The sequence below is a fragment of the Pseudonocardia sp. T1-2H genome, assembly GCF_038039215.1.
GTDB lineage: Bacteria > Actinomycetota > Actinomycetes > Mycobacteriales > Pseudonocardiaceae > Pseudonocardia.
In genome coordinates this window covers 2,177,222-2,194,755 of sequence record NZ_JBBPCL010000001.1, presented here as the reverse complement: position 1 = coordinate 2,194,755, position 17,534 = coordinate 2,177,222, and the positions used below count along the sequence as shown (strand labels likewise).

The window sequence follows — 17,534 nt, the reverse complement described above, 5'->3', positions numbered from 1 at the left end:
GAGCGGGAGTGTGGGCCGACGGAAGCGCCGCACGCCGATGCGGACCATCCGGGCGCCCCGGTCCAAGCGCTGCACGAGGCCGCGCTGCTCGGCCTGAACGCCGCCGGGCTGGCCTACACCGTCGTGGGGCGGGCGATTCCGACCACGCCGGTCGCGTGGGTGTCGTCGGTCCTCGCGCTGGTCGAGTCGGCCCCTCGCGTCCGGGCGGCCGTCGCCTCGGCGATCGGGGAACCCACGACCGACACATTGTTCGGCGGCGCGGCGGCGTTGTCCAACGCACTCGGCCGGCGCCCGCTCGGACTGCTGGCGGACACCTGCCAGCGCTACAGCCTCTACCAGGAGACCCTGGCGCGCCGCCGGGCATGGGCCGAGTGGGACAGCACGGTGGCCGGCCAGGAAGGGGGGCACCGCGCCGCCGCGCGTCCCGACCGGCCGCGCCCGGTACCCCTCCCGGCGGGACCCGTCGAGAAGGTCGGCGACACGGCCGTGGGGCTCACCCTCGCCGGCGCCGGCGCGCTACTGGCCATCACCCGCACGGCGACGGTGGTGGGTGCGGCCCTGGCCGCCGGTGTCCCCAAGGCCGCACGGTCGGGGCGGGAGGGTTTCGCCTCCCAGCTCGGCCGGGACGCCGCGGCGCGGGGCAGCCTGGTCCTGGACCGGGAGGCGCTACGGCGGCTCGACCGGGTCGACACGGTCGTGCTGGACGCCGAGCTCCTGGTGACCCGCAGGCAGGCCGTCGACGAGGTGGTCCCGCTGGTCGAGGGGTCCGACCCGGAAATGTCCGAGTTCGTCGAGCGGACGTACGACCTCGTCGACCTGCGCCGGCCACGGCGGGTGCGAGCCCAGGACGGCTGGTCGATCGGGCCCGCAGGCCGGACGTCGCTACCGGAGTCGGCGGAGGCGGCCGCCGCCGCGCTCGCCCGGCGCTCGTCCGTGGTGCTCGCCCTGCGACGTGGTGATGAACCCGTCGCGCTCGTCGGCGTCTCGCCGGCGCTCGATCCCTTCGCCGAGGCCGTCGTGGCGGCCGCCGCGGAGGCCGGGCTCGTCCTGGTGGCCGGGCCTCGGGAGCTGGCGGCGCGGCTCGACACCGACGGCGCCGTCCCCGGCGGAGCCGAGCTGGCGGACTCGGTGCGGGCGCTGCAGGCCGGCGGCCGTGTCGTCGCCTTGGTGAGCGGGCGCGATGACGCGCTCGCCCTTGCCGACCTCGGGATCGGCATGACCCCACCGCGCCAGGCCCCGCCCTGGACCGCGGACGTGCTGACACGGGCCGTGAGCGAGGTGTGCCTGCTCCTGGGCGCCGTCGGCCCGGCTCGGCAGGCCAGCCGCCGGGGCGCGCAGCTCGCCGTCGCAGGTTCGGGGCTCGGCGTCCTGCTCGCCCTGATGGGGCCCCGCGTCGGTGCCCCCACCCGCGCCGCCATCCCGGTGCACGCCACCGCGCTGCTCGCTCTGGGCCTGGGCATCTGGTCCGGGATGTCCCCCGCCCGGCGCCCCGAGCCGGTCGCGGCCGATCGGACGCCGTGGCATGCGATGTCGACCCGGGCCGTGTTGGAATCGCTCGGGAAGCTCCCGGGCGGGCCTCGCCGAGGCGGAGTCGAGACGACGTCACCACGAGCGGCCCGGGTCCCCCGCCGACGCCGAGCTCGGGCTCACCCGGGCCACGGTGGAGGAGCTGGCCAACCCGATCACCCCCGCACTCGCCGCGGGCGCCGGGGTCTCCGCCGCCGGCGGCTCGATCGTGGACCCGCTCCTCATCACCGGTGTGCTCGCGGTCAACGCCCTCATCGGCGGGATGCAGCGGGTCGGCGCGCAGAAGGCACTGCGCACCCTCCTGCATTCCAGCGCCGCCCCCGTCCGGGTCCGGCGGGGGGAGTCGGAGGCCGAGCACCCACCCGACGAGCTCGTCGAGGGTGACGTGATCCGGCTGCAGTCCGGCGACGCCGTTCCGGCCGACTGCCGGGTGCTGACCGGGCAGGACCTGGAGGTCGACGAGTCGCCGTTGACTGGCGAGTCGGTGCCGGTGGCGAAATCGGCCCGCGCCACCGGGGCCCGGCCCCTGGCCGACCGGCATTCGATGCTCTACGAGGGCACGGTCGTCGCGGCCGGGCGCACCGACGCGGTGGTCGTCGCGACCGGGGAGCGCACCGAGGTCGGCCGGACCCTGCGCCAGCAGACCGGGCAGGCTCCGCCGACCGGCGTCGAGATCCGGTTGCGCACGTTGACCGCCCGGGTCCTGCCGTTCTCGATCGGCGCCGGGCTCGCGTTGATCGCGGTCGACCTGTTCCGGCGGCGACCCGCCGGGGTGGCGTTGAGCCGGGCGGTCAGTCTCGCCGTGGCCGCCGTCCCCGAAGGTCTGCCGTTCGTCGCGACGGTCGCCGAGCTCGCGGCGGCCCGCCGGCTGTCGGCCCGTGGAGCGCTCGTGCGCAACCCTTCCACGATCGAGGCCCTCGGCCGGGTCGACGTGCTCTGCTTCGACAAGACCGGCACCCTCACCGAGGGCCGGATCAGCCTGCGGCAGGTCTCCGACGGGACCGACACGGCCGCCGTCGACCGGCCCTTCCCGCCTCAACTCCAGCAGGTCGTCGCCGCCGCCGTGCGGGCGAGCCCGTTCGGGGCGGCTGCCCACGAGGTGACCCACCAGACCGACCGGGCGGTCCTGCGCGGCGCCCGCGAGCTGGGGATCACCGCCGAGAACGGGCACGCGTTCGTCGAGCTCCTCGACGAGCTGCCCTTCGAGTCCCACCGCGGCTACCACGCCACCCTGTGGCGCGGCCGCAGCGGCGACCGGCTCAGCGTCAAGGGTGCTCCCGAGGTCGTGCTGCCGCTCTGCAGCACCCGGCGGCGGCCGGGCGCCGACGCCGTCCCGCTCGACGACCGCGCCCGCGCGGAGATCGACGCCGAGGTCGAGCGGCTGGCCCGGCAGGGACACCGGGTGCTGGCCGTCACCCAGCGCCGGCTCGAGGACCGGCCCCGGCTGACCGAGGCCGACGTCGAGGATCTGGAGTTCCGCGGGCTCATCGCGCTGGTGGATCCCGTCCGCCCCACCGCCGCCGCCGCCGTCGCGACGTTGCGGGCCGCCGGCGTCCGGATCGTCATGATCACCGGGGACCATCCCAGTACGGCCCAGTCCATCGCCACCGAACTCGACGCCCTCAACGGGCGCGTCGTGCTGACAGGTGCCGAGCTGGACGACCTCACCGACGACCAGCTCGCCCGGGAGCTACCCCGGACGGCCGTCTTCGCGCGCGTCGTCCCCGCTCAAAAGGCCCGCATCGTCCGGTTGCTCCAACGGGACGGGTACGCGGTGGCCGTGACCGGCGACGGCACCAACGACGCACCGGCGATCCGGTTGGCCGACGTCGGCATCGCCCTCGGCACCGGGGCCACCCCCGCGGCCCGCGAGGCGGCCGACCTCGTCGTGACCGACGACCGTATCGAGACGATCACCGACGCGATCGTCGAAGGCCGCGGCATGTGGTCCTCGGTCCGCGACGCCCTGTCCATCCTGCTCGGCGGCAACCTCGGCGAGGTCGTCTACACCCTCGCCACCGGGCTGTTCGGCGGCGCCGCCACCCTGAACGCCCGACAGCTGCTGCTGATCAACATGCTGACCGATGTGCTGCCCGCGATGGCCGTCGCCGTCCGGCCGCCGGCGGACGCCACCCCCGAGCAACTGCTCGCCGAGGGGCCGGAGCAATCCCTCAGCGAGTCCCTCACCCGGGACTTCCAGGTGCGCGCCGCGATCACCGCGACCTCGGCCGGCGTCGCCTGGCTGCTCGCCCGCCCCGTCAGCACACCCGGGCAGGCCAGCACCACCGGCCTCGTCGCGCTCGTCGGTGCCCAGCTCGGCCAGACCCTCGCCGTCCGCGGACGCACCCCTCTCGTCGCCGCCTCCGCCGTCGGCTCGATGGCCCTGCTCGCCATCGCCGTCCAGGTGCCGGGGCTGAGCCACGCCGTCGGCTCCCGCCCGCTCCTCCCCCATCAATGGGCCATCGCCCTCGCCGCCACCGCGGCGGCCACAGCCGCACAGCTCCTCTCGGAACGCGTCCTGCGCACCGCCGGACAACCCGCGCCGCAGTCGTGAACCGGGTCGGCGCCGACTCGTCACCTGCCGGCCGCCCACCGTGCACCTGACGCCATCCCGCTGCTCATCCGGCCGGCCCACACTTCAGCTCTCAGCGTGTGGAGGTGTTGTCCGATGGGCGAGTTCTTCGCAGCAGTCGCGGTAGCCGTCGCGGCCGCCATTCTCGAGCGGTTCGCCGTGCATGTCGCGCGCTCGATCTGGGGACGGGTCAGCCCGGCGGCGGCCTGAACCCGGCGGTGCGTCGCCTACCCGCGGTGCGCCAGCGGGCCGACGACCCAGAAGGCGAGGACGACCGCCACCGAGATCGCGGCCGTCACCACCGCTCGGGTCGTGCCGAACAGGTAGGACGTCACCAGCAGCACCGCTCCGACCATGGCTGCACCCAGGCACAGCAGGCCACCGATGGTCTGCCGGTTGAACCGGCCCAGCAGCCGCGCCTCGTCCTGCTTGCCGAACAGCATCCGGTGCTGCGCCGCGGGGGCGACGAACAGCACCACCGCCAGCGCCGCGGCCAGCAGCGTGGCGTAGTAGAGGTTCAGCTGGAACGTGCTGACCTGGCGGAAGGCCTGCTGGAACGGCACGGTCAGCAGGAACGCGAAGAGGACCTGCACCCCGGTCTGGGCCACCCGCAGCTCCTGCAGCAGTTCCTGCATGTTGCGCGCGGCCTCCTTGTCGCGGTCCTCGCTCATCAGGTGCTCCCGCCTGCATCGGCGCCGGTGTCGACGGCCCGGGTACCCGCCGGCTCCCTCTCGACACCCGCCCCTGCGCTCCGCCCGCCTCCTCGATCGCCCCCGCCGGTTCAGGTGGGTGCACGCGCATCACGGGTACCCGCCGGTACGAGCGCGAACGGCGCCCCGACGGGAGGAAACCCATGTCCACCAGTGCGGTGTTGCAGGTGCGGGTCGGGACGGTCAACCTCGACGTGCCCCGGTCGATCGGCTACTACGGCGGGGCGGCCGCCGCGGTGGCCCTGGGCCTGGTCGAGCCGCCGTTGGGCCTGGTCATCGCCGCGGTGCCGTTTCTGAAGCTGTTGACCCACCGTGGACTGCCGCTGGCCGTCCAGTTCGTCGGCGAGGTGCTGGAGGGGGCGTCCAAACCGATCGGCGGCGACGACGAGGCCGTCTTCCACCTCGACGACGAGCAGAAGGACTACGAGGAGGCCGTCCGGATCGCACGGCTCCTGGAGCACGCCCGGCGCGGCCCCGCGGTTCGGGAAGGGTGAACCCGGGGTCCTCCCCGCGCGAGCCCGCAGGCTACCCGTACCTCTTCAGCTCGTGGAAGAAGTCGTCGACGACGTTCAGCGCACCCGAGCGGTGCACCTCGTCGTAGACGTACTTGCCCACCGTCAGGACCTGCGCTGGACCCAGGCCTGCTTCGGCCCCCTTGCCGCGGACAAGGAGTTCGCCGACCACAACAAGGCGGTCATGCAGGAGTGGTTGGCGCGCTGGACGCCCCGCTGCCTGGACGCGGCGCGCACCATGGCGCCGCTGTGGGGCCTGCCCGATGTGAAGCCCCGCGACTTCGACCACGCGCTGGCGCGGGCCGAGCGACGCTTCGCCGGCATCGTCTCGGATCTCGGACTGCAGATGCCCCCGGAGGCGCAGTCATGACCAGCTCGACCGCGCAGAGCCCGTTCGCCCCCAACAGCACCGCGTCCGACAAGTGCGGGGTGACGGCACCACGAGGATCTGCGGGCGGCGGCGCTCAGGCCGGCGGCATCCGCCGACTCGGCGTCGCCGACCCCGGTCTCGGCACCCTCAGGACCCACCCGCCAGGGCGCGCTCGACCTCGTCGAGGTTCTCGACGACCGCCACCCGGCTCAGGTCAGGCGGCCCGCCCGCCTTCACCTCCCGGCCGGTGACCAGGAGGACGACCGTGTCCGACCGGTCGACCATGTCCTGCTCGAGGGCGCTTCCCAGGCCGGCCAGGGAGGCCGCCCCGGCGGGTTCGGCACCTACACCCGCCCTGCACGCCAACGTCGCGACCGCACCGATCATCGCCTCGTCGGAGACCGCCACCATTCCTCCTCCGCTTCCGCGCACCGCGTCCAGCACGGCGTCACCGATCGCCGGGCGCAGGACCGCGATGCCGTCGGCCACCGTGGCAGCGGGGTCCAGCTCCGCCGGCCCGGCAGGCTCGCCGAGCCAGGCCCGCACCAACGGCTGGCACCGCTCGGCCTGCACCCCGATCAGCCGCGGGCGCCGCGTGGTGAGGCCACAGCTGACCAGCTCGGCGAAGCCCTTGTCGAGCGAGGCGAACGTGGGGCCGTCGCCGACCGGAACGATCATCACGTCCGGGAGCCGGCGGCCGAGCTGTTCCCACACCTCGAACGCCACGGTCTTCTTCGCCTCGATGGTGAACGGGTTGGCGCCGGTGTTGCGGTCGAGCCAGCCGAACGTGCGGGCCGCGGCGCGGGAGAGGTCGACGGCAGCCGCATAACCTTCGGGCACCCGGAAGACCCAGGCGCCGGCCTGCGTCATGAGCGCGAGCTTCTCCTGCTGGCAGCCGGTCGACACGAAGATGACGGCCCGCATCCCGGCCGCCGCGGCACCGAAGGCGGTCGCCACCGCCGCGTTGCCGGTGGAGGCGGTCGTGATCGTGCCGACCCCGCGGCGCAGCCCGTCCTCGATCACGAGCGCCGTGGCGCGGTCCTTGTTCGACGCGCTCGGGTTGCGCGTCTCGTCCTTGATCCACAGGTTCGGCGTGCCCGCGCTCTCCCGAAGGGCCGGTGCGGACAGCAGCGGTGTGCCACCGATCGGCACCGGGTAGCGCACGGGATCGTCGGAGATCGGGAGCAGGTCGCGATATCGCCACATCGTGAACGAATCCGGCGGGTCCGACGGCATCAGTGCAGAGCCGTAGTCGTAGTGGAGCCACTCGAAACCCGCCGACTCGACCGACTTGGTCACAGTACCCATCTGGTGGCGCCCTTCATGCTGTGCGATGCCGGACAGAGGAGAGTGAGGGGCATTCACCGGGTCGGCAGGGTGGTCGCGGCCACCGGGTGCGACTGCTGGCCCGCCGCCGCACCGGTGACGCCGGTCGGGATCCTCGGCGGATCATCCGTAACGGCGGAGCTCGTGGAAGAAGTCGTCGATGACGTGCAGCCGGCCGGAGCGGGCCACCTCGTCGTAGACGTACTTGCCGACGGCGAGGTCGAGCACGCCGAGGCCGAAGGGCGAGAACACCACGGGCCGGTCGGCCGGGACCGTCACCCGCCCCGCCATCACGTCGTCCAACGTGCCCGCCAGGAAGTCTCGGTTGCCGGTGAGCTGCTCGACGAGATGCGGCGACGTGTTCGCCTTCAGGCAGTGCTCGACGTCGTCGACGACGTTGGTCGAGGCGAGCAGGATCTCCGGCGCGAGGTCACGCAGCGAGACGTGCAGCACCAGCGGGTTGTGGTCGAACCACGAGACGTCGTGGACGTGCGGCTCACCGGCGACGGTGGCGAACACGACCAGGTCACTGGAGCGGATCAGCTCCTCGGCGCTGTCGTGCACCCTGACGCGGCCGGCCGTGCCCGTCTGCTCCAGGTAACCGCGGAAGCCTGCCGCGCTGTCGGCGGACAGGTCGAACACGCCGGTGTCGGCGAACGACCAGCCGGTGCCGCTCAGGAAGGTGTGGATGTAGCGGGCGATCAGGCCCACCCCGATGAACCCGACGCGCGTCGGGCGCTGCCGGCCGCGGCTGAGCCGCTCGGCAGCGAGCGCGGCCGACGCGGCCGTCCTGGCCGCGCTGATGATCGAGCTCTCCAGGACGGCGAACGGGTAGCCGGTGTCGTGGTCGTTGAGGATCAGCACGGCCGAGGCCCGCGGGATGCCGGCCGCCACGTTCTCGGGGAAGCTGGAGATCCATTTCAGCCCGTCCACACGCACGTCGCCGCCGATCGAGGCGGGCAGCGCGATGATGCGGGAGGACGGGCGGTCGGGGAAGCGCAGGAAGTAGGACGGCGGGTTCACCGAGTCGCCGGCGCCGTGCAGCCGGTAGGTGTCCTCGACCAGGTCCACGATTTGCTTCTCCCGCCCCTGCAGCGCCTGCTGGACCTGGGCACCGGAGATCACCGCGAACGGTGGGACGCTGAGCGGTTCGGCCGGCGCGGACCCCGCTGCGGTGGGCTGGGCGGTGCTCATCGCGCGGCCACCTCGACGGTCGGCAAGCAGTCGGCCAGGTGCACCGCGTCGGCCATCCCGACGAGCACCTCGCGCGCCCCGGTGTAGGGCTCACGGCTGTGCGCGCTGCGGATGTTGTCCACCAGCAGCAGGTCGCCGGCCTGCCACAGTTCCCGCGCGGTGTGGGCCTCGTAGATCTCGTTGAGCAGCGTGACGATGTCCTCGTCGATCGGGTCGCCGTTGCCGAAGCGGGTGTTGAACGGCAGTCCGTCCTCGCCGTAGACCTCCACCAGGTACTCGCGCACCTCCTCGGCCAGCGTCCACTGGTTGAGGAAGGCGATCTGGTTGAACCAGCAGCGCTGCCCGGTGACCGGGTGCCGCACCACGGCGCTGCGGCGCTGCCGGGTCCGCAGCTCGCCGTCGGGTTGCCACTCGAACTCGATGGCGTTGGCGCGGCAGTAGCGCTCGACGGCGTCCCGGTCCTCGGTGCCGAACGCCTCGGCCCAGGGCGCCCCGATCTCCTCGTTGTAGCTGCGGGTGACCATCCAGCCCTCGCGCTCGAACCGCTCGACCAGCGAGCCGGGCAGCTCGTCGAGCACGGTCGGCGCGTCGGCCACCGCGGTCGCCCCGCCTTCGGCGGGCGCGGTGAGGCAGGCGAACATCATCGTGCCGGGGAACTCGAGGGTGTAGCTCAGCTCGTGGTGCATGCACATCTGCTGGTTCGCCGGCCACTTCGTCGAGGAGTACACGCCCTCGGAGTACGCCGTCCGGGGCGCGAAGGCCTCCCGCTCGGCCATCAGGCCGGTGGTGGCCAGCTGCCGGAAGGCGGCAGCCACCTCGGCCGCGTCGCGCAGCCCGAGGCCGCGGACCAGGACCGACCCGTGCTCGGTGACGGCGCCGCGCAGCACGTCCCGGTGCTCGGCCGTCCAACCCGTGGCGTCGCCACCGGCCTCGGCCCGCAGCATCGGAGGCTTGCCGGGTTGCCGGTCCACGCCGACCTGGGACGCGGGGGATGACGACATGTCGATGTCCTTTCGGTAGCTGATCAGGAGGAGGGGGCCAGCAGGTCGGCGCCGCGCAGCACGGCCTGTGCCGCCTCGGCCGGGCGCGTGCGCAGGAAGTAGTGGCCGCCGTCGGCGAGCTCGAGGAGCTCGGCGTGTTCGGCCAGGAGCTTCCCACTCGCGGTAACGGCGCGAGGACCCCGCCGTCTTCGGGTCGTCGGCGGCGACGACCACGGTGACCGGCACGGACAACCGCTCCGCCGGTGGGACGTCCAGCGCGTCCGCGAAGTAGCGGTGCGCGGACGTGCTGTCGTGCCGGTAGGCGGCGCCGACGTGCTCGGCCCGCTGCGCGTCGAGCTCGGAGAACCCGCCGCTGGCGCTCAGTCCCGCGGCGATCTCGTCGTCGGCCCGCCCGTCCATCTCGGTGACGGCGGCGCGTCGGTCGGCGGCGCTGCCGAGCAGCTGCGCGCCGAGGAACACGCGCTGGACGTCCACCCCGCGCTCGACCAGCTTCCTGGCCGTCTCGATCGCGAACGCGGTACCCGCCGAGTGGCCCCACAGTGCGACCCTCTTCAGGCCGCGCCCGACGATCTCGGTGACGACCTGCTCGACCACCTGTGCCATCGGCGCGAACGGCTCGCGGTCGGCGGCCAGGTCGTGGCCGGGCAGCTCGACGGCGAGGACCGCCAGCCCGCTGCCCCGGAGCGCGCCGGCCAACGGCTGGTAGTTCACCGCGTTCCCGCCGGCGTAGGGGAAGCACACCAGGGCGCCCGCCTGCGCGTCGCCCGGTTCCGACAGTGCCTGCAGCAGCCCGGAGCGCCGCTCGGACCTGCCGTCGACCATCCGGGCCAGGTCGGCGAGGACCGGGTTCCGGGTGATGTCGGTGAGGGACACCGCGCGCTTGAGGGCGATCGCCAGCTTCACCGCCGACAGCGACGTGCCGCCCCGGTCGAAGAAGTGGTCCTGCCGACCGATCTGGTCCTCCGGGACGCCGAGCACCGTCGCCCACGCGCTCGCCAGTCGCTGCTCGGTCGCCGTGCTCGGCGCTTCGTAGGCCTCCTCGGTGACATCGAGCTCCCCGGCGAGCGCCGTGAGTGCGGTCCGGTCGATCTTGCCGTTGGGCGTCAGCGGCAGGCTGTCGCGCCAGTGGAAGGCCGACGGGACCATGTACTCGGGCACCGCCTCGACCAGCCGGTCCCGCAGGGCGTCGGCCTCGAGCGGCCGCGGTCCGGAGTAGAACGCCACCAGGCGCTTCGTCCCGGCGGCGCCCTCCGCGACCACCGCGGCGCCGTCGCGCACGCCGGGCACCCGCAGCAAGCCGTTCTCGACCTCGCCGATCTCGATCCGGAAGCCGCGGATCTTGACCTGGTTGTCCCGCCGCCCGAGGAAGTCCAGCTTGCCGTCCGGCCGCCAGCGGCCGTAGTCGCCGGTGCGGCAGATCCGCTCGTCCTTGCGGTGCGGGTCGTCCCCGAACATCAGGCGGGTGCGCTCGGGGTCGTTGACGTAGCCGCGGCCGACGCAGACCCCGGAGAACACGATCAGGCCGGGGGCGCCCAGCGGGACCGGCATCAGGTGCTCGTCGGCGACGTAGACGGTCGTGTTCTGGATGGGCCGGCCGAGGGGGACCTGGTCCTCGTCCGGGGTCCGGTGCATGATCTCGTGGACGGCGTCGTCGGAGGTCTCGGTCAGGCCGTAGGTGTTGACCAGGCCGATCCCGGGCTGGACCGCGAACCAGCGCTGGACGAGCTCCTTCTTCAGGAAGTCGCCGGTCGGGCACACGCAGTGCAGGTCCGGCAGCTCGCGGGGGTGCTGCTCCAGGTAGGAGACGACGACCTCGAGGTAGGAGGGCACGACCTGGATCACCCCGGCCCGGCTCTCGACGATCGTGTCGACGAACCGCTCGACGTCCAGGATCACGTCCTGGTCGACGAACAGGGTCGAGCCGCCGACCAGGAGCGCGCCGACCAGCTGCCACACCGAGATGTCGAAGCACTGGGGCCCCGTCTGCGGGACGACCTCCCCCTCGCGGACCCCCAGGTCGGCGAGCTTCGCCTGGATGTGGTTGAGCATCCCCGCGTGCTCGCACATCGCGCCCTTGGGCTCCCCGGTCGAGCCCGAGGTGAACAGGATGTAGGCGAGCTGGCCCGGGCCGACGGCGACACCGAGGTTCCCGTCGGCGTGGTCCTCCGCGTAGGCCTCGTCGACGTAGAGCTTCCGGACCCCGGGCAGCGAGTCGAGGGCCTGGTCGAGCGTGGTGGTGCTGCCGCTCTCGGTCAGCACGAGCGCGGACTCGGCCCGGGAGACGGCGGTCGCGATGCGCCCGGGCGGGAAGTGCGGCTCCAGGGGCAGGTAGGTGAGCCCGGCCTTCCAGATCGCCAGGACGGACGCCATCCAGTCCAGGTTGCGCTCCATCACCACCGTGACGACCGCTTCGCGGGGCAGCTCCCGCGCCAGCAGCGCCCGCCCCAGCCGGTTTGCCCGGGCGTTGAGCTCGCCGTAGGTCCACCGCCGGTCGCCGTGCACGCCCGCCACGGCGTCCGGCTGCTCCTGCACCCGCAGCTCGAACAGCTCGTGCACCCGGCGGTCCGGCAGCTCCCGGTGCGGCCCGGCCAGCCCCTCGAGCTGGAAGGCCAGCTCCTCGGCGGAGAGCAGGCTCTGCCGCCGGTGCTCGACGTCCGGGTCTGCCGCCATCCGCGCGAGCGCCGTGAGGTGGTAGCCGGCGATCCTGGCGGCGCCGTCCGCGTCGAGGACGTCGGTCCGGTACCGCAGCCGCAGCGCGAGCCCGTCGCCGTCGGGCGGGACCGCCACCCGCAGCACGGTGTCCTCGGCGAGGTCGCCGCCGGCCCCGCTCGGGTCGAACTCGGTCTCGAACGACGGTCCGGTCAGGCCCAGCTCGCGCCGGAGCTCGCCGACCGGGAAGTCGGAGTGGGACAGCAGTTCCGCCTCGACGCGGTGGGTGGCCGACAGCAGCGCCCGCCACGTGTCCGGCTCGGTCCTCAGCCGGCACGGCAACGGTCGGCCGTCTCCCCCCGTGACGTATCCGGTGACGATGTCGCGCTCGCCGGACAGGGCGGCGAGCACCGTGGCGTGCGCGGCCAGCAGCACCGTGCCGAGTGGTACCGCCAGCTCGGCCGCGAGCCGGCGCAACGACTCCAGGTGGTCGTCGGGGATCGGAGCCTCGTGCTCGGCGGTGCCGGCCACCGGCTCGAGCGTCCACCGCGGGATCGTCGTCAGCCCGCCGGCGACGAGTACACCGCGCCAGAACTCCCGGCCGGACGTGTCGGTCACTGTCATCGAGGCGTCCTTCTCCTTGTCGCTGGTGAGTGCCACGGAACTCGTCACCCCCCATCTCGAGCGCGCGGTGCTTGCTGGCGGCGCGGCTGACCTGCAGGTCCAGCGGGCCGAAGGGGGCCATCTCCTCAGCCGGGTTGCCGCCCCACCGTTCGTGCGCGGGAATCTCTTCGCCCTTCATGAGGAAGGAGTCCGGAGCGAGCACGGCGCTGTCGCCGATCGTCACCCCGTAGTGGACGAACGCACCCACCCCGATCGTGGCGCCGGAACCGACCGTGATCCGGTCGGACTTGAAGGCGTAGTCCTCCTGGGAGTGGCACTGCAGGGTGGCGCCGGCGTTGAGGGTGACGTCGTCGCCGATAGTCACGAGGTTCTTCTCGGCCATGGTGGCCCCGTCGTCGAAGAGCCGCTTGCCGATGTTGGCGCCCACCATCCGGAAGAGCATGGCCTTGTACGGCGTGCCGGTGAAGATCCTGTGCAGCCCGATCCTCGCGCAGAACTTGAAGAACCGTTCCGTCCGCCAGAAGTCGATCTGATAGATCGAGCAGTGCGTCGGCTTCAGGCCGCGGAATCTCGTCGAGGCCCGTTCCACCAGCGCGAAGTAGAAGACGCTGAAGACGAGGAGGGCGACGTTGAGCATGACGATCGCCCAGGCACCGAGCGTGTCGTAGAGGTCGAGGGTCATGAAGGACGTCAGGGTGAGCACGAAGTAGTAGAACCAGCGCACCAGCAGGAACCACCCCATCGTGGCGCGGTTGTACTTGTTCTTCGCGGCGAGCAGGCGAGGGAAGTCCTCCCCGTGTGCGATCTGGGCGAACTTGCTGTCGCGGGCGACCGTTCGCGGGATCTCGAAGGCGGGCGAGCCCAGCAGGCCGACGCCCTCCCGGACCTTCCCGTCGATCGGGACCAGGACCTTCGTCGCGAGGAGGCAGTCCGCCCCGGTTCTCCCCTGCGGGGGGTAGACGATGTCGTTGCCCAGGAAGTTGTTCGCCCCGACCGAAGTCCGGGAGAGGCGGAAGGACGTGCTCGAGTAGTCGGCGTTGATGAAGGTGTGCCCGCTGGCGATCACCGTTCCACTGCCGACGGAAACGAGGAACGGATTCTCGTGCTTCACCTCGACGCCGAAGTTCGACCCGGTCTGCACGAGGGGGAGGCGAGCTTGTAGCCGAGACGGCGGACGTAGTGGGCGATGGCGGAGCTGTCACCGAACATCTCGTGGAAGAACTTGCGGTTGCTCAGCCGCACGATCGTCTTGTGGACCGAGTAGTAGAAGCCGTAGAGCGGGTAGGTCCGGTCCGGCTTGAGCATGAGGTTGAGCACGCGCGGAACCGTGAACACCAGCAGGAGGGCGAGCAGCTTGGAGCCGAAGAAGAGCACCAGCGAGGTCACCAGCGCGACGGCGTAGAACGTCCAGTCCGTGAAGGCCCGCGGGCCGGGCTCGAGCAGCGCGGCGATCCACGGCACCTCCCCGAGCAGGGCGGCGATGACGCCGAACAGGATCGGCAGGACCAGGAACACCAGGTTGAGCAGCTCCAGGACGCTGTAGCCGACCCGTCGCCGGTTGCTGAGCTGTGTGGTCTCGACCCCCCGGTAGTCCGCGTCGGTCCGCTGCCCGGGCGACCCGTGCCAGTGTTCGCCCGCCGGCACGGACTGTCCGGCATGCAGCGACGAGGTGTGGCCGAGCTGCGCCCCGTCGCCGATGGACGTGCCGATGTCGAGGATCGCCTTCTCGCCGACGAAGACGTTGTTCCCGAGGGTGACCGTGCCCGTCTGGATCACACCGGCGTGGGCTCGGTAGCAGTTGAAGTAGGCCTCCTTGCGGATGACCGTCCCGGCCCCGATCGTGAGCAGGTCGGGGCAGGCGGGCGCGTGCCGGGAGAGGATGACGGTCCCGCGGCCGATCTTCGCGCCCAGCGCCCTCAGGTACAGCGAGTACAGCGGCGAACCGGCGAACAGGACCAGCGGGTTCGACGCGACCAGGGTCTTGACCGCCCAGAAGCGGACGTAACCCAGGCTCCAGATGCGGATCTGCCGCTGCGGCTTCCACCGCCCGATCAGCACCCACTTCAACAGGATCGGGAGAGTGCACGCGATGGCGAAGGTCACGGCCCCCACCCCCACCGCCCGCACGTAGTAGTCGAGCAGCCCCTGACCGAGGGAGATCCACAGGAAGGACTGCTCGAAGATGGTCGCGGCGAGATAGCTGTAGCCCAGGAAGATGAGCGCCTGGAGCACTGCACAGAGGACGTACTCCCGGGTGGTGGCCGGCTTGACAACCTCGGCCGCCGGCGGCGTGCCGGTCGACACCGAGGCACACTCGGCCGTGGGTAGCGTCTCGGTCGGCGCCGGGGCCGACGGTTGGGCGGGAGCGGGCAGGCCGTCCCCGAGCGTCGTGGCCAGGCCGCGGAGCGTCGGCTGCGCGTAGATGTCCTTCATCGACACCGTCGGCAGGTCGTCCCGCTTGCGCAGCCGCGCGCAGAACCGCGCCATCACCATCGAGTCCGCACCGAGGTCGTCGAAGAAGTGGCTGTCGACGGACACCTGCTCGACGTCCAGCACCTCCGCCAGCACCGCGGCCAGACCCGCCGCGACCGGGGCCGCGGTGGGCGCCGGAGCCGCCGGCACGACCGGGGCAGGGGCTGCGGGGGCGAACGCCGTGGCCAGGCCGCGGAGCGTCGGCCGCGCGTAGACGTCCTTCATCGACACCGTCGGCAGGTCGTCCCGCTTGCGCAGCCGCGCGCAGAACCGCGCCATCACCATCGAGTCCGCGCCGAGGTCGTCGAAGAAGTGGCTGTCGACGGACACCTGCTCGACGTCCAGCACCTCCGCCAGCACCGCGGCCAGACCCGCCGCGACCGGGGCCGCGGTGGGCGCCGGAGCCGCCGGCACGACCGGGGCAGGGGCTGCGGGGGCGAACGCCGTCGCCAGGCCGCGGAGCGTCGGCCGCGCGTAGACGTCCTTCATCGACACCGTCGGCAGGTCGTCCCGCTTGCGCAGCCGCGCGCAGAACCGCGCCATCACCATCGAGTCCGCGCCCAGGTCGTCGAAGAAGTGGCTGTCGACAGACACCTGCTCGACGTCCAGCACCTCCGCCAGCACCGCCGCGAGCGCCTCCTCGGTCGTCGAGGACGACGGCGGCGCGGGCGCCGCGATCGGGGCGGGCACCGGCGTGGGCGGCTGCAGGAGGGCGGCCGGCGCGGGCGCCGACAGCTCGATGACGGGCCCGGCCCCGGTCTGGGCGCGCAGCTTGTCCAACTGCGCGAGCAGCCGGGCGTTCTCGGTACGCAGCCGCTCCACCTCGTCCGCGCCGGAAGGCGCGACGGGCGCGGCGGGCGCCGTCCGCGGAAACGGCGTCGAACGGAATCCGCGCGCCCCGGGCGCCGGAAGGTTCTCTCGGTCGGTGAGGCCCTGCGGTGTCATCGGGATGGCGTCGAGGCGCTCGAGGCGGGCAGGCACGTGGTGCGGCGCCAGCCGCTCGCGCAGCCACGAGTGGATCACCTGGTCGGCGAGGTCCGAGGTGTCCGCGCGAAGGGTGTAGTAGCCGATGAGCTCGATGTCGCCCGCCGCGGCCTCGTAGGCGCCGACCACCGCGGCCGCGATCCCGGGAACGGCGAGCATCGCGGACTCGATCTCGGTGAGGTCGACGCGCTCGCCCCCGAGGTGGACCTGCCGGTCGAGCCGGCCGCGGTACTCGATCTCGCCGGCGTCGTTGACCCGACCCAGATCGCCGGTGCGGTAGATCCTTCCCGACGGGTTGCCCGGGATGCCCATGAAGTCGTCGACGAACGCGGCGGCGGTGAGGGCGTTGTGCTCGGGGTAGCCGCAGGCCAGCCCGATCCCGGCGACGGCGAGCTCGCCGGTCTCGCCGTGCGGGAGCGCCCGGCGGGGGACGCCGGGGTCCAGGACCGCGGTCGCGTAGGTGGGCAGCGGCACACCGATGGTGACCGGCTTGTCGGGGTGCACCTCGGTCCAGGTGGCGGGGACCGTCGCTTCGGACGGCGTGTAGGCGTTGAGGAAGCGCCGGCCGTTGCGGTGCCAGCGGGCGATCAGGCTCTGCGGGCACGCCTCGCCGGAGACCAGCAGGAACCGGAGGTCGGGCAGGTCGTCCTCGAGCGTGGCCAACAGCGTCGGGGTGGTGGACAGCGCGCTGACACGCTTCGCGGAGAGGAAGGCATGCAGGTCCCGGCCACGCAGCGCGGCGCCGTCGGGAGCGGGGACGAGCGTCGCGCCCGCGGCCCAGGCCACCCAGACCTCGGCGACGGACCCGCCGGAGGCGGGCGTCTGCCCCTGGAAGAGGCGAAGCCCGCGGATGCCGTAGATCTCGGAGGCGACGCGGGCGAAGTTCGCGATGCTCCGGTGGTCGATCCCGACGCCCTCGAGCCAGCCCCCGGAGCCCGTGCCGTAGGCGATGTAGGCCGGACGGCCCTCATGGCTGCCGCGCTCGGCCGGCTGCAGCCGGGTCCCGCTCATCTCCGCGATCAGCGGCGCCGCCTCGTCGATCGAGATCAGCACGGCGCCGGTCGTCCTCAGGAACTCGGTGCTCTCGACCCGCCCGCGCAGGTGGGACCGGGACAGGACGATCCGCGCCCCGGCGTCAGCGACGACATAGGCCGTCCGCTCGGCGGGGGCGTCCACGTCGAGCGGCACGCAGGTGCCGCTGATCTTCAGTACCGCCAGGAGGCCGACGTAGGCCTCGACGCGCTGGTCGAACAGCAGCGCGATCCGGTCCCCCGCCACGGCACCGTGCAGCCGGAGGTACCGGGCGAGCCGGTTGGCCCGCATCTCGAGCTCGTCGTAGGTCAGCGACAGACCGTCCGCGTCGACGGCGAGCTGGCCGGGCCGGCCGTACTCGCGGATCCAGTCGCACCGCTCCTCGAAGACGGTGTCGAGCCGCTCGTTCCGGCGAACCCGCCATCCCTGGGCCTCGTGCTGGTCGACGAGCACGAGCTCGGACAGGGCTGTCCCCGTACGGGGGCCCACGCTCGGTAGCACCGTCACCGGCGTGTCGCCGGCGACGGTGTTGCCTGCGGACTGCGGAGTGAAGGACATGGC

The 17,534-nt window shown here is 72.8% G+C and carries 9 protein-coding genes; 4 read left to right on the top strand and 5 right to left on the bottom strand.

Annotated elements, in window-relative coordinates:
• Nucleotides 1–1,660: 1,660 nt before the first annotated feature.
• Nucleotides 1,661–4,081 (top strand): cation-translocating P-type ATPase, encoded by a 2,421-nt coding sequence (locus WBK50_RS10875; protein WP_341335475.1) that lies wholly within the window; start codon nucleotides 1,661–1,663, stop codon nucleotides 4,079–4,081.
• Between the two features lie 245 nt (nucleotides 4,082–4,326).
• Here the strand turns inward: WBK50_RS10875 and WBK50_RS10870 are convergent, their stop codons facing one another.
• Nucleotides 4,327–4,770, bottom strand: a complete 444-nt coding sequence (locus WBK50_RS10870; protein ID WP_341335474.1) for a DUF6328 family protein — start codon at nucleotides 4,768–4,770, stop codon at nucleotides 4,327–4,329.
• Nucleotides 4,771–4,952: 182 nt separating this feature from the next.
• Between WBK50_RS10870 and WBK50_RS10865 the strand changes: the two genes are divergently transcribed.
• Together WBK50_RS10865 and WBK50_RS10860 are read left to right on the top strand one after the other, a co-directional pair.
• Nucleotides 4,953–5,303: a hypothetical protein gene (locus WBK50_RS10865; protein WP_341335473.1), complete on the top strand. Its 351-nt coding sequence runs from the start codon at nucleotides 4,953–4,955 to the stop codon at nucleotides 5,301–5,303.
• Between the two features lie 52 nt (nucleotides 5,304–5,355).
• Nucleotides 5,356–5,691 (top strand): hypothetical protein, encoded by a 336-nt coding sequence (locus WBK50_RS10860; RefSeq protein WP_341339591.1) that lies wholly within the window; start codon nucleotides 5,356–5,358, stop codon nucleotides 5,689–5,691.
• Between the two features lie 147 nt (nucleotides 5,692–5,838).
• Here the strand turns inward: WBK50_RS10860 and WBK50_RS10855 are convergent, their stop codons facing one another.
• The 3 genes from WBK50_RS10855 to WBK50_RS35055 form a co-directional block, all read right to left on the bottom strand.
• Nucleotides 5,839–6,990 carry a threonine synthase gene (locus WBK50_RS10855; protein WP_341335472.1) on the bottom strand — a complete coding sequence of 384 codons (1,152 nt, stop codon included), beginning with the start codon at nucleotides 6,988–6,990 and terminating at the stop codon, nucleotides 5,839–5,841.
• Between the two features lie 150 nt (nucleotides 6,991–7,140).
• Nucleotides 7,141–8,211 (bottom strand): 2,3-diaminopropionate biosynthesis protein SbnB, encoded by a 1,071-nt coding sequence (sbnB, locus tag WBK50_RS10850; protein ID WP_341335471.1) that lies wholly within the window; start codon nucleotides 8,209–8,211, stop codon nucleotides 7,141–7,143.
• Nucleotides 8,208–12,485: an amino acid adenylation domain-containing protein gene (locus tag WBK50_RS35055; RefSeq protein WP_445942241.1), complete on the bottom strand. Its 4,278-nt coding sequence runs from the start codon at nucleotides 12,483–12,485 to the stop codon at nucleotides 8,208–8,210. The genes sbnB and WBK50_RS35055 overlap by 4 nt, the downstream gene beginning before the upstream one ends.
• Here WBK50_RS35055 and WBK50_RS10835 point away from each other — a divergent pair.
• Entirely contained in the window at nucleotides 12,469–13,647 is a 1,179-nt protein-coding gene (locus WBK50_RS10835) for a hypothetical protein (protein ID WP_341335470.1), read from the top strand. The two genes, WBK50_RS35055 and WBK50_RS10835, sit on opposite strands and share 17 nt — an antisense overlap.
• Here the strand turns inward: WBK50_RS10835 and WBK50_RS10830 are convergent.
• Nucleotides 13,593–17,531: an AMP-binding protein gene (locus WBK50_RS10830; RefSeq protein WP_341335469.1), complete on the bottom strand. Its 3,939-nt coding sequence runs from the start codon at nucleotides 17,529–17,531 to the stop codon at nucleotides 13,593–13,595. The two genes, WBK50_RS10835 and WBK50_RS10830, sit on opposite strands and share 55 nt — an antisense overlap.
• Nucleotides 17,532–17,534: the final 3 nt, after the last annotated feature.